The organism is Winogradskyella sp. (genome assembly GCF_028289625.1).
Lineage (GTDB): Bacteria > Bacteroidota > Bacteroidia > Flavobacteriales > Flavobacteriaceae > Winogradskyella.
Genome location: NZ_JANQOM010000011.1, coordinates 63,234 through 76,583, shown reverse-complemented (window position 1 = coordinate 76,583; position 13,350 = coordinate 63,234). Strand labels below are relative to the sequence as shown.

Below are 13,350 nucleotides of genomic sequence, written 5' to 3'. Positions count from 1 at the left end.
TATATTACGAGCGATAATAAAGCAAAATAAAACCATAGTATTATGCTGTGGTTTTTTGTATTTTAATCAATAAATAAAACTTATGCTAATTGCCATAGACGTCTATTATAAAGCCACTTATGCTAAAGCTGTTGGTGTCTTATTTGATTGGGCAGATGACACTTCCCAACAGATTATTGCAGATACTATCAACGGTGTTGCAGACTATGAGCCGGGTCAGTTTTATAAACGAGAGTTGCCTTGTATTCTGCAATTATTACAACAGCTAGATATTAACAACCTAGAAGCCATTATTGTAGATGGTCATGTCTATGTAGATAATAACAAAACCTTTGGTTTAGGCGGCCATTTATGGCAAGCTTTAGATCAAAAGGTTCCGGTGATAGGGATTGCTAAAAAGGCGTTTCACAATACAGAACAAGTGTCCTCACCAATTTACCGGGGTAAAAGCCAAAATCCATTATATGTGTCTTGCGTTGGTATTTCCGAGCAGGAGGTTTTGACCAAGGTGCAATTATTGCATGGGCCGTATCGCATTCCCGCTATGTTAAAGCTTTTAGACCAGCAGACTAAGGGCGATTAAAAGTAATCAAATGTCAGTTCGAGTGATTTTGAGGAACGAAAAATTATATCTAGAACTAATTCTAAGATAAATTTCTAATTCTCGATACAAATTTCACTTATTTTGACTCGTAAAATTTACTCGAATTGACGAATTTTATTAAAGGCTTTCAACTAAGTAGCTTTAACATTTCGACGTTAAAACAAATTACAAAATTTAACATATTTAATATGTAAAATGTTTGTATGTTGTTTGTAATATGTTTATATTTGTATTCGCTTTTCTAACAACGTTTACCGTTAGATACATAAAAATTCGTGTTAAGTAGAAACTCATAACCTAGGTTAATCCTCATTCTGGTTAAGAAAACAATACTAAAGTAATCTTTGGTTAAGGTTTGGTCTACTTAAAAATACAAAACTAAACATATGTGTAATATGTTGTAATCGAGGGTTACCATACGCGTTAATTTTTAAAGTGGTTTCCTTTTTTATAACAAATACATGTTCTAAATGCAATTACATCGTGTAGTTGCAATTAATCAAAAAATTTTAGATCAATGCATTTAATCAATAAAGCGCTGTCGGAGTATGGCGTTAAGGAAATTGTTGGCTCCAAAGACAACCGAAGAATATTAAAATACTTTAATGATCTGGGGTTTGATGGTGAAAAATTAAAAGACGAAACCGCCTGGTGCAGTGCTTTTGCGAATTGGGTGGCAAAGACATCGGGTTACGAATACTCGGGTAAGCTCAATGCTAGAAGCTGGCTCAGCATTGGTGAGTCTGTGGTGAATCCGGAGGTTGGAGATATCGTTGTCTTTTGGCGAGAATCTCCATTGAGCTGGAAAGGCCATGTCGCATTTTTTATCAAAGCAACCAAAGGCTATGTCTATGTACTTGGAGGTAATCAAGGCAACAAGGTATGTATAAAAGCATACCCCAAAAACAGAGTATTAGACTATAAAAAACTAAATAAACTATGGAAAAACTGATAAAATTTGTATTCTGGCTACTTACGCTTTTATCACCTGTTAATGCGGTAATGGTCACCATTATCTTTTTGATCATTGTAGACTTTATTACAGGATCTTACGCCTCATTAAAAAAGCGTATTCCTATAAGGGGATCGCGTATAGCGCATACGGTTTCTAAATTCTTTATCTACAATTTGGTGATTTTAGCTGCTTATTTTTTGGAGAAGCACATCGTTGACGAAGTGCCATTTTTAAAAATCATAGCTGGCTTCATCGCCATAGCAGAAATCAAGTCCATTTTAGAAAATTACAATTCCATTTATGGTGTTAATCCTTTTAAAGCTTTAATAAATGTAATGAAGCTAACACCACTAAAGGATACTGTAGAAACCCTTACCGAAGGTGAGAACACAGAAAAGGAATCTAATAAAACAAACAAAAATGAAACAAAGTAAAGACACAATAAGAAGCTACTTTCAAACTGGAGATAAACCCAAACAAGAGGAGTATTATGATACATGGGATTCTTTTTGGCATAAAGATGAGGTGATTTCTGAAAATCAAGTAGAGTCTAAAGATTTGCAGCAAATTACCGATGAAGGTAATCGCACTACAAATGATATTGAACTTGTTGGTGGTAACTTAACCATAACGGATGGCGATACACCAAGTAACCCGTTCAATGGTAATTTAAACATTAACTACACCGATGAAAACAATGGCAATGTATTTTCAATTTATAACGCTATTACCAAGACAAAATCAGGGCCTAACGAATATTTGTACGGTGTTAACAACCTCATAACTCACGATGCGCCAGATAACATAAAAGAGGTCTTTGGGGGTTATAGTAGAGCAAGAACGTTAAACTCTGGTACACCAGACCAATTAGTCGGGCTATATAACGAAGCTTCTTACAGAAATACAGGTTCTGGCACAATAAGTTTATTGAGTGGGTCAGAAAATTATGTAAGGGTAGAGGATTATGGTGGAACAGGTACGGTATCCCACGCTTTAGGGGTAAGGGGCAAAGTGATTCATGATAACGCTAATTTAAACACTGAGAATGTTTACGGAGGGTATTTTGACTTCGAACTTAATGAGGGTGCTGTCAATAATTGGACAGGTGTTATGATTAACATCAACCAATCTCAAGGAACAATAGGTTCTGGCGAATACTTAAAATTAAACACAGGGGTTCAACTGCCCAATGCTAGTATGAAGGCCATAAATTCGCTAGTAGATTTACCATCATACTTCAAAGGCTCTATTGAAAATGATGTTACCATTTCCCAAATAGATGCTGCAAACGCTAAGGTGTTACCAACAAAAGAATGGGTTCAGGCCAATAGTGTTGGCAAGTTCTCTTCAAATATTGGTGATGGTGTAGCAACGACAATCAATGTTAGCCACAATCTTGGCTCGGAAGACGTCATCATTCAAGTTAGGGACGCAGTCACAAAAACCGTAAAAGATTGCACGATTACTGTTGTAGATACTAATACGGTTTCTTTAACATTTGCCACAGCACCATCCACTGATGCCTACAGAGTGGTGGTTATGGCTTAATACAAAAACAAAAAAATTAAACAAAAATGGAACAAAGCAAAACAACAATAAAAGGATATTTTAATACGGGCGATAAGCCAACAGAAACACAATACCATGATACTTGGGACTCTTTTTGGCATAAAGACGAAGTAATTCCTAAAGAAAGTGTAGAGTCTCAAGTTTTAGGCTTTTCAACAACAATAGAGTTAAACCAATCAACACCTATTAGTGCCTTGACAGACCCTTCGAAAATTGGAATCGTATCTAGTTCAAACTTAGTAAGCCAAATCGTTTTTGGGTCTGACCTAATGGGTAAGATAAGCACGTTTGGCAATGCTGCAACAAAAGGGCAATTAGGAATAGTTATTTCAAATTCATCCAATGGTCAAACGTATTCAGGAAAGGTTAAATTTAATACTAGTGGGTTGTCAGGTAATAATACCTATGCGTATTTTGATGTCATAGAAAATGATATGTCCTCATTAGGCCTTGTTGTTGACAATGAAGTTCAGATCGTTTTATACTATACACCACAAGAACCACAGGTTTATGCTTCGGTATTATCTGCCGTAGAATGGAACAATCCCATTCCAAGTAGTACTATTGGCGACCGATTTTTAGTATTGACCTCGGGAATTGCAGACGCCAGCTGGACCTTATTGGGAGATATCGGTGATAATGAAATATATGAAGTGATAGGGCACGAGAATGGCGCCCAGTTTTATGCAATGCCTCAATCTAAAAGTAAATTAGGTCAAAAGGTGTATGTAGAAGATGAAGCGGCCTTCTATATTTTTAAAGATACTGGAGCGCAAAATGAGTGGGTAAAAGAATCTTCTTCCAACCTAAGCCTTGAAGGCTATTCAGAAACAGGAAAACAAGGTAACGGAGATTTAGAAGTAACTCTAGGGGATAGTACACACCCCGCATTGCAGGCCAATATAAGTATAGATTCACCTGATGAACAAGTACAAATAAATACTTTAGATAGTTTTATTAGATTAAGACAAAATTCAGCGTTATTTAGTTCAAATGATTTTGCTTTCAGAGACAGAGTTACGGCCAATACTGTATCTTTCACTCTATCCAATTTAACCAACAATAGGAATTTACAGTTTCCAGATGAAAGTGGTACTTTGGCCAGAATAGAAGACCTAACTGATACACTTCCTTTATCTTCTACCATTACAACTAATAGTAATGCTCTTATAGGACATATCGGAGGCATGAATGATGTCGATGCTACATCTAATGTAACTATAACAATACAAGATAATGCTACTGAAGATATACCCGTTGGTTCTATATTGACATACAACCAAATAAATGATGGTAGAATTGTTATAGCCTATTCTGGCTTGGCAAATGGTGAAGCAGGACAAACCTATAAAAAGGGAGACGTCCTCACGTTATGGCATAAGTCTTTGGATAATTGGGTGATACTAAGCCAGCCTCGCGCCTTAGATTCAACCACTACAGGTGAGCCAACCGGAAGTGACCAAGTATTCAATATAGTAAGTTTAACCCAAGCTGAGTATGATGCTGGGACACCAGTAGCTACTACGCTTTATAATATAACTGATGCGTGATGAGTGTAAGATTAGGAAATACAGCAATAAATAAATTATACTTAGGCGATACAGCAATAAATAAAGTTTATTTAGGGAACAATTTGATATATCCAAATAATATAGAACTTTTTACAACAAGTGCTGCTGCAATTGGGGCAAATGAAACCAATGATACATCAGGTTGGGGATTTGGTGGAGCTATAGATTTAATATCACAAGCAACAGATGTACAAGATGGAAATTATGCATTAAAGGCTACATATAATCAAGATGCGGGTTCAACATCTCATCGAATTAGCTACAATTTCCCTACTGAAGTAGGAGCAACTTATAATGTTTCTTTTTGGGCAAAATCTACAGGCGCAAACTCACGCTCTTGGTTATGGACAGGAACCTCAGACAGCACAGCTCAAGTATTTAATTCTGAATGGCAGTACTATACTGAAACAGTAACAGCAACAGGAACGACTATACAAATGAGATTTTTCCCAGGAGTAGGGGGGACAGGGAATTTAGGAGTAGAAATGTTTATAGACAATATTTCGGTAGTAAAAAATACTATAAGCAATTCTATATTAGATGCTTCTCCAGTAGCATATTGGACGTCGGATAGTATAGATAGCTCAGCTATTAATGATGGCGATAACGTAAGTATTTGGGAAGACACTATAGGCGGAAATAATTTTATGAATACTAACGGTCAACCTACTTTACACATAGGGACTAATGGTAATAGAATGGTAGAATTTGATGGTGTAGATGATTTGATGCAATTAGCAAACGGAAGCCTATTGAGTTATACTGGTCAAACGGATGAGTGGTCTATTGTTATGAAAATTGGAGATATTATAGATAATAATGGTATAGGAATATTAACTAAATCCTCTACAGGTTCTGCCTTTACATTTCAATATGAAATGTCCGTACAAGATGATAGAACTGCCTGGAGAGCAGGCGGTCAAGGGGGAACTGATTTTAACTTTGGAGGACTAGGAAATGACTTATTAATTATGACCGTGAGTACAACAACTATTTCTCCTTATGTTAATGGTAATGTTCTTTCTGCTTACTCAGTAGGGAATCATGTAAATACAATACCTCTAACATTGGGAGGTAGAGCAGGTTCTTCTCAAGATTATAAAAATTGTCAAATAGAATTTGTTGCCATTTTTGATAAAGTATTATCCACTTCAGAAATGAATGCAATAAATACAGAATTTAATGTGAATTAATGAATCATCCCACAATTAGCATTTTTAACAGCAGAAAAAGTATTTGCCCATGCATTAGATGAGCATAAAGTTTGTGCGGATAGTGGTTGTTCATTATTAAAAATGCTGTGGAGACAATGATTTAGAAAAAAATCAAACAGAGAAGAACCAAACTTAACTTAATAAGAAGTTAAAGAGTGTATATAAACAAAGAATGACTCCTAAAGTAAAGTTTGATTGAGAAATTAAAGCCTAAGACCTCTCTAACTAAATTTTAGTAAGCAAAATAAGTTAGAGAGGGAGGCTTTCTTTTTGTCCAAAAACCTTTAAAAATAATTTAGATGAAAATTAAAAAAATCATATTATACATTATTCTAGCACTTGTTCTATTAAACTTTGTTAATAGGCAATGTAGTTCAAAACCAGAGATGGAAGTACCAAAAATATCAATAGTTAGAGACACAGTTTGGCAGACTAAAACAGATACTTTTAAAATTCAGACTATTGATTACAAAACCGTTTATGTAGATACAACGGACGTTTCAATAACTATAACCAAAATAACTGATCAACAAGTTGCTCCTAAAGACTATATAGAGGCCAAAACCTATAGAGACACCTTAAGCAATGACGATATCGATATTTTTAGTTATAATCTATTACAGGGTCAACTATTGGATAGCAAATTGTCCTATAAACTGAAGGTGCCACGCGAAATCAACATAACCAAGACCATTGAGCATCCAAAAACCTATCGAAGTGGTCTGTATATGTTTTCGGAAATAGGAGGAAATCCTTCACAATTCAACAATCTTAGCTTAGGTCTTCAGTATAACCGAAAGGGAAAATGGTTTATTAGCTACAGAGCTAATTTTAATGACATTCAGCAAACCACGCATAATGTCGGCGTGGGCTTTAGATTGTTTAGGTGATAAAAGTCATGTTTTAAGCCTTTTAATTAGAGTACCTTAGATAGAATAATCAATACTAGGCTTTAATTATGGGACATTTAGATGTAAAACAACTTAAAAGCCCCAAAGATAAAGCATTATATATTCATCACCTTATTAGGGATCTTGAGGCCTTAGATATAATGCTTAAAAACGATTTAATCGAAAAAGAACCAATAAGAATAGGTGCTGAGCAGGAGTTTTGTGTTACGTCAGATTATTTTTTCCCCAACAACAATAATATTGATGTCCTAGAGGCTATTAATGATGATCATTTTACAACTGAAATAGGAAAGTACAACCTAGAGATTAATTCAGATCCATTACTATTAAAAGGAGATTGCTTTTCGATGCTACACCAACAGTTAAAAGAACTATTGGAAAAGGCAAAACGCGGAGCCAAAACCCACAACTCCAAAGTGGTGCTAACTGGAATATTACCTACATTAAGACTAAAGCATATCGCTGAAAATTATATGACAGATATGCCCAGATATCATGTACTGAATGATGCTTTAAAGGCATCAAGACGGCAATGTTTCAGTATCCATATAAAAGGAGTCGACGAGCTAAGTCTAATACATGATAATGTGATGCTAGAAGCTTGTAATACGAGCTTTCAAACACATTTGCAGATTCATCCAGACGAGTTTGTAGAAAAGTATAATTGGGCACAAGCCATAGCAGGACCTGTATTGAGTATCTGTACCAATTCTCCCGTTTTGTTTGGAAGGGAGCTGTGGGCAGAAACGAGAATTGCGTTATTTACCCAAAGCATAGATACAAGGGCAAATTCATTTATCCATAAGGAAAAGCAATCGCGTGTAAGCTTTGGTGCCGATTGGGAAAAGGGAACTGTTACTGATATTTTTAGAGATCATATTTCTCGATTTAGAAGTTTACTGGCGTCCGACGAACACGATGATAGCCTAGAAAAACTTGAACTTGGTGAAATTCCAAAACTCAAGGCCTTGCAATTACATAACGGTACGGTTTATAAATGGAATCGTGTATGTTATGGTGTTGGTGGCGGAAAACCGCATTTAAGGATTGAGTGCCGCTATATTCCATCTGGGCCAACCTTAACAGATGAAATTGCTAATATGGTGTTTTGGGTGGGTCTAATGCTGGGCCAACCAGAGCATCATAAAAGCATCCATAATAAAATGGATTTTAAGGATGCAAAAAACAACTTTTTTAAGGCAGCTAGAAACGGTATGGAAACCCAATTTAAGTGGGATAATAGGTTGGTGTCAGCAAAAGATATGATTTTGAATGAACTTTTGCCTTTGGCTAAGAAGGGTTTAGAAAGTGCTAATATAGATTCGAAAGATATTTCAAAATACCTATCAATTATTGAGCAACGCGCAAAGTTTAAAAACGGATCTCAGTGGATGGTGGCTAATTATAGGAATCTGCAAAAACATAAAACCAATTTTGAAGCACTTCAGAGTATTACAGCCTATATGTACAAGCATCAACTTAGCAATAAAACTATTGACCAATGGGAGCTATTTAATCCTGATGATAATTTAAAAATAGATATTAGTCGCATTGTGAAACATAACATGAATACCAAGATGCTTTTAGTCGATCAAAGTGATAGCTTAGAGCTTGTAAGCCATATCATGAAGTGGAAAAATATTCATCACTTACCAGTTATCAATAAGAAAAAAGAACTTACGGGTTTATTAACTTGGACAGATTTGATTAAGTTAGGGGACAAAGAATTACATTTACGCGTTAAAGATATTATGACAAAGAATTTAATTACGATTTCACAAGAAGCTCCTTTAGAAGAGGCCAAGCACTTAATGGAATCCCATAAAATAAACTGCCTTCCGGTGGTTAGAAATAAAGAATTATTGGGTATTTTAACTTCAAGTGATTTATAAACTATGCAAATTAGCCTGAATAAGGACATAAAATCTATGAGCAAACCAAATCGAGTTTTTCATCATATAAGAGGAAAAGAACCTGGCGCTACGATTGTATTCTTTGCTGGTATTCATGGCAATGAATTTGCAGGCGTGGATGCTTTAAACTCAATCTTATCCGAAATACATGAAGACGAAATTGCCGGCGAGATTATTGGTGTTTATGGAAATATAAAAGCGCTCAAAGAAAACAAGCGTTTTATTGATAAGGATTTAAATCGTGTATGGACCTCAAAACATTTGAAGGATTTAAAAGACGAAAACAACCCTAAAAACGAGCGCCTAGAACAAAAGGATTTATTTCGGTTTATTGAAGGACTACTAGCCTCAACAGACCAACCAATTTATTTTATTGACCTACACACCACGTCGAGCAAATCATTACCTTTTATTACGATTAACGATGCTATGATTAATCGAAAATTCTCTTCATGCTTTGATATTCCTGTAGTTTTAGGTATCGAGGAATATTTGGAGGGTCCGCTCTTGAGTTATCTAAACACCTTAGGCTATGTGTCCTTAGGTTTTGAATCTGGGCAACATTTAGATCCAGAAGCTATAGCAAATTGTGAGGCCTTCGTTTTTTTAGCATTAGGCTATACGGGAATATTAAAACAACCAAAACAAAGCAAAGTTCAACATTATCAGAACTTACTTAGGTCGGCCACTAAAGACATCAATTCTACGTTTGAAGTTGTTTATAAATATCACATCAAGCCCGATGAAGATTTCAAGATGCTCAATGGATTTGTTAGTTTTCAATTTGTAAAGAAAGGAACGCATTTGGCAAACTCTAATGGAGAAGCCATACGATCTGATTATTCGGCGAAGCTATTCATGCCCTTATATCAAAAAACAGGAAACGATGGTTTTTTTATTATTAGACATATTCCAAAGTTTTTCTTGAAGCTTTCAGGATTTCTAAGAAGCATTAAAGCGGACCAACTATTAACCTATTTACCAGGCATCACCTGGTACAATAAAACAGAAGGTGTTTTAAAGGCTAACCTTACTGTTGCGCGCTTTTTAACCAAATCGATTTTCCACTTATTCGGATATAGAAACAAGCAACTAGATCAAACCCATTTATTGCTTTACAATAGAGAGCGTGTTGCCAGAAAGGCCATGTATAAGAATGAAAAGTGGTATTAAAAAACCGCATATTAAATGCGGCTTTTTTATTTTATTCTTCAGAGTATGTATTGTTGTCACGATCAACATCTGCCATCATCTTAGATGGGTCAATCTCAATAGATTTTACCGTTTTATTGGCGCTAAACGTGTAAGTAGGGATTGCCCACGCCCAATCATTAATTATAGTTGCTGAGGTTGGTTTCTCGCCACGCATCATCTGTAACGGAATATAAAAGTCTTCCGTTGAATCATCAATATAAGTCACCGTTAGTTCTATAGGCATAGGCATTAAGCCTACACGCTCTAAGGTAACCGTATTCCCTTCTACTGATTTAATTCCATAATCAATAGTGTTCGTAGTCTGAGCAAAATCTATGAAGTACCAGTCAAGTTCAAGATCTGTTATACGCTCAGCAGTACGAATAATATCCATTGGCTTAGGGTGTTTAAATGAAAAATCCTTGAAATATTGTTTTATGGTTTTGTCAAGGTTTTCTTCACCAATAATATAACCTAGTTGGACCAAAAAAACGGCTCCTTTGCTGTAAGCAGAAGCACCATAAGCTCTATTATATTGATAGCGGTCAGCGTGAGTGGTTAAAGGCTGCTCATAACCAGAATTGGCCAAGCCAATATAACTTAGGTAGGACCGTGAATGCGGATTTGTTTTTTTATTTATTCGTAAAGCTTCTTGTGCTAAAGTAGATATATAAACCGTAAACCCTTCATCTATCCATTCGTGTTTAGCTTCATTTGTAGCCAATAGAAACTGAAACCAACTATGTGCCATTTCGTGGGCGGTTACACCTAATAAGCTTGGAAAACTCCGCTGACCAGTAACCAAGGTACACATTGCATATTCCATACCGCCATCACCACCCTGAATGACCGAATACTGCTCGTATGGATACTGACCAACATTTTCACTAAAGAAAGCCATTAGTTTCGCAGTATCGGGCTGCAATTTTTTCCAATTTTCAAGATATTTTGGCTCTAGTGTTTTTTTATAGTAGAAATGTAATTTAGGACCATTAGGCATTTCATAAGTATCATGAATAAAGTCAGGATCTGCCGCCCAAGTAAAGTCATGAACCTTAGGGGCTTTAAAGTGTAATGTTTTCTTACCGGCTTTTACTTTAGGCTCTCCTTGCAGGTAACCTGTACCGCCAACGATATAATCTTTATCAATAGTTAATTTTATATCAAAATCTCCCCAAACACCATGAAACTCTCTTGCAATATATGGGTCGGCATGCCAACCTTCATCATCATACTCCGCCATTTTTGGATACCATTGCGTCATCGACAGCGCTACCCCTTCTTTATTGTTTCTGCCAGAGCGACGAATCTGAACTGGCACTTGGGCATCAAAATCCATATCAAAGGTTACTTTTTCACCAGGCTGGATGGGCTTATTTAATTTAACCTCTAGAACAGTTCCAACGGTCTCATGAGAAATAACCTTGCCATTTTGTTTTAGCGAATTTACCTTTATGTAGCCAATTTCATTCGGCTTAAGTTTGCTGATTCGGTCTCTAACTCTTGGGTCAGGATCTTGTATAGTGCGCGAGCGTATATCCATTTCACTTCCAGGCTGAAAGGCATTAAAATACAAATGGTAATACACGCGATTCAACACATCGGGTGAATTATTAGTGTATACTAATTTTTGTTTCCCCTTGTATTGAAATGTATTTACATCCATATCAATTTCCATGGCATAATCTACATGCTGCTGCCAATAACCATAGCTAGGATTAGCAATGGACGGGTTATTCTTTTTAGTTGGATTTTCTGTTGCACTACAAGAAAAAATGAGAACCAAGCCAATAAAACCAAGAAGAAACTTTTTCATACTATTTAATTTTAGAAGCCATGATTAAAGCATTGTATGCGTTTGCTATTTTTCCTGATTTAGATAAATCGGCAAAAGGCTTTACATTTGACGCGTCACCTCCAACAACCACTTTTGTGGTTAATGGTAAACCTGAATCCAAGATAACTTGCTTAACTTGAGCTGCACTAAGTTTAGGATATTGCGAACGTATTAAGGCTGCTATGCCTGCAACTCCTGGCGCAGCCATAGAAGTACCATCATTAAAATCATATTCATCTTCAGGCATGGTCGAAAAAATCGCAGACCCTGGTGCAAAAATATCTACATTCTTTTTTCCATAGTTAGAAAAATCAGAGACCATTTTAGAGCCATATTTTTGAGTTAAAGAACCCACTCTAATGTAGGTTTTAGAAATTTCAACAAAATCGACATTATCATCAGGAAAATTAGGTTCTACATCAACATTATTACTATCATTACCAGCGGCATGTACAAATACGACATCGTTATCAGACGCATATTTAATAGCATCCCGTACCCAAGCAGAATGAGGGGAAAATGATTTTCCAAAACTTCCATTAATTACTTTAGCTCCGTTGTCAACCGCATAACGAATCGCCAAAGCAACATCCTTGTCGTATTCGTCACCATTAGGTACGGTTCGCAAGGCCATAATCTCCACATTATTAGCTACTCCATTAGCTCCTTTTCCATTGTTACGCTCAGCAGCTATAATGCCAGCTACATGCGTACCATGGGCTTCAGATTTTTTTACAGGCTTAACATTTCCATTTCCATATCCAGTATCGGATAAGTCATTGATATCATCCGATGTTTTTCTACCAGAGAAATTGATGTTGAGATTATAATTAAGACGCTCATTAATTTGCTCTTGAAGACTTCTAATTTCTTCCAAGGCATCAATCATAGATAAACCGTTAGCGTTTACATTGTTTGCGATTTGAACGGCTTGTTGCACACTTTGATCTTGTGATGAAATTTTATTAACATCCTCAATTGTATAGTCGTCTTTACCAGTTTGTTTTTTCAAGGTTTCATGAGCATTATTCACTGCCTGCGCAATTTGATCGTATTGTGTTTTCACACCAGACCATTTATTATATTCTTCCTCGCGCAGTTTTTGAGCCTCAGCATATCTAGGGTTGGAGGTTTCATTATTTGCTAGCATACGCACATATTCTAACTGCTCATCATAAGTATCACCCAAAAAATTCCAACCATGGATATCATCTACATAGCCATTTTTGTCATCGTCTTTTCCATTGTTGGGAACTTCTTTTTTGTTCGTCCAGATGACATCATCTAAATCCTCGTGATCAATATCAATACCAGAATCAATTACAGCTACAATGACCTTTTTACCTTTTTTACCTTTTATAATGTCTGCATAAGCTCTATCTACCGCCATGCCAGGAATTGTATCTTTTTCTAAATCTAAATGACCCCAATTTTTCTTTTCAGATTCAGTTAGTCCCATAACCTTTAAAGGCGACGTGTCTATGTTCTCAATGGGTGTAGATATGATGTCTGCCGTACTGCCACAACCGAGAAATAGGGCAGTAGCTAATAAGCATAACAAGTGTTTATAGTTAAATTTCAT

At 36.1% G+C, this 13,350-nt stretch carries 11 protein-coding genes; 9 read left to right on the top strand and 2 right to left on the bottom strand.

Annotation, left to right across the window (positions count from 1 at the left end; all coding sequences use genetic code 11):
• Positions 1-82 precede the first annotated feature (82 nt).
• The 9 genes from Q0992_RS01970 to Q0992_RS01930 all read left to right on the top strand — a co-directional run bounded on the left by Q0992_RS01970 (position 83) and on the right by Q0992_RS01930 (position 9,910).
• Positions 83-583: an endonuclease V gene (locus tag Q0992_RS01970; protein ID WP_299519821.1), complete on the top strand. Its 501-nt coding sequence runs from the start codon at positions 83-85 to the stop codon at positions 581-583.
• Between the two features lie 538 nt (positions 584-1,121).
• Positions 1,122-1,556, top strand: a complete 435-nt coding sequence (locus tag Q0992_RS01965) for a TIGR02594 family protein (RefSeq protein WP_299519819.1) — start codon at positions 1,122-1,124, stop codon at positions 1,554-1,556.
• Positions 1,544-1,993 (top strand): phage holin family protein, encoded by a 450-nt coding sequence (locus Q0992_RS01960; RefSeq protein WP_299519817.1) that lies wholly within the window; start codon positions 1,544-1,546, stop codon positions 1,991-1,993. The genes Q0992_RS01965 and Q0992_RS01960 overlap by 13 nt, the downstream gene beginning before the upstream one ends.
• Positions 1,980-3,107 carry a hypothetical protein gene (locus Q0992_RS01955; RefSeq protein ID WP_299519816.1) on the top strand — a complete coding sequence of 376 codons (1,128 nt, stop codon included), beginning with the start codon at positions 1,980-1,982 and terminating at the stop codon, positions 3,105-3,107. The genes Q0992_RS01960 and Q0992_RS01955 overlap by 14 nt, the downstream gene beginning before the upstream one ends.
• A 26-nt stretch (positions 3,108-3,133) precedes the next feature.
• Entirely contained in the window at positions 3,134-4,678 is a 1,545-nt protein-coding gene (locus tag Q0992_RS01950) for a hypothetical protein (protein WP_299519815.1), read from the top strand.
• Entirely contained in the window at positions 4,678-5,892 is a 1,215-nt protein-coding gene (locus Q0992_RS01945; protein WP_299519814.1) for a hypothetical protein, read from the top strand. The genes Q0992_RS01950 and Q0992_RS01945 overlap by 1 nt, the downstream gene beginning before the upstream one ends.
• Positions 5,893-6,212: 320 nt before the next feature.
• The gene (locus tag Q0992_RS01940; protein WP_299519812.1) at positions 6,213-6,803 is read left to right on the top strand and encodes a hypothetical protein; all 591 of its coding nucleotides are present in this window, start codon (positions 6,213-6,215) and stop codon (positions 6,801-6,803) included.
• A gap of 68 nt (positions 6,804-6,871) precedes the next feature.
• Positions 6,872-8,716: a CBS domain-containing protein gene (locus Q0992_RS01935; RefSeq protein ID WP_299519810.1), complete on the top strand. Its 1,845-nt coding sequence runs from the start codon at positions 6,872-6,874 to the stop codon at positions 8,714-8,716.
• Positions 8,717-8,719: 3 nt separating this feature from the next.
• Complete coding sequence (locus tag Q0992_RS01930) at positions 8,720-9,910, top strand: succinylglutamate desuccinylase/aspartoacylase family protein (protein WP_299519808.1); 1,191 nt, start codon at positions 8,720-8,722, stop codon at positions 9,908-9,910.
• A 31-nt stretch (positions 9,911-9,941) separates the two neighbouring features.
• Here the strand turns inward: Q0992_RS01930 and Q0992_RS01925 are convergent, their stop codons facing one another.
• Both Q0992_RS01925 and Q0992_RS01920 read right to left on the bottom strand, forming a co-directional pair.
• Positions 9,942-11,747, bottom strand: a complete 1,806-nt coding sequence (locus Q0992_RS01925) for a M1 family metallopeptidase (protein ID WP_299519806.1) — start codon at positions 11,745-11,747, stop codon at positions 9,942-9,944.
• 1 nt (position 11,748) lies between these two features.
• On the bottom strand, positions 11,749-13,350 hold the full coding sequence (locus Q0992_RS01920; protein WP_299519804.1) for a S8 family peptidase: 1,602 nt from the start codon (positions 13,348-13,350) through the stop codon (positions 11,749-11,751).

Coding starts and splice junctions, on each gene's coding strand:
- Q0992_RS01970 (WP_299519821.1), top strand. CDS start 83: ATGCTAATTGCCATAGACGTCTATTATAAAGCCACTTATGCTAAAGCT.
- Q0992_RS01965 (WP_299519819.1), top strand. CDS start 1,122: ATGCATTTAATCAATAAAGCGCTGTCGGAGTATGGCGTTAAGGAAATT.
- Q0992_RS01960 (WP_299519817.1), top strand. CDS start 1,544: ATGGAAAAACTGATAAAATTTGTATTCTGGCTACTTACGCTTTTATCA.
- Q0992_RS01955 (WP_299519816.1), top strand. CDS start 1,980: ATGAAACAAAGTAAAGACACAATAAGAAGCTACTTTCAAACTGGAGAT.
- Q0992_RS01950 (WP_299519815.1), top strand. CDS start 3,134: ATGGAACAAAGCAAAACAACAATAAAAGGATATTTTAATACGGGCGAT.
- Q0992_RS01945 (WP_299519814.1), top strand. CDS start 4,678: ATGAGTGTAAGATTAGGAAATACAGCAATAAATAAATTATACTTAGGC.
- Q0992_RS01940 (WP_299519812.1), top strand. CDS start 6,213: ATGAAAATTAAAAAAATCATATTATACATTATTCTAGCACTTGTTCTA.
- Q0992_RS01935 (WP_299519810.1), top strand. CDS start 6,872: ATGGGACATTTAGATGTAAAACAACTTAAAAGCCCCAAAGATAAAGCA.
- Q0992_RS01930 (WP_299519808.1), top strand. CDS start 8,720: ATGCAAATTAGCCTGAATAAGGACATAAAATCTATGAGCAAACCAAAT.
- Q0992_RS01925 (WP_299519806.1), bottom strand. CDS start 11,747: ATGAAAAAGTTTCTTCTTGGTTTTATTGGCTTGGTTCTCATTTTTTCT.
- Q0992_RS01920 (WP_299519804.1), bottom strand. CDS start 13,350: ATGAAATTTAACTATAAACACTTGTTATGCTTATTAGCTACTGCCCTA.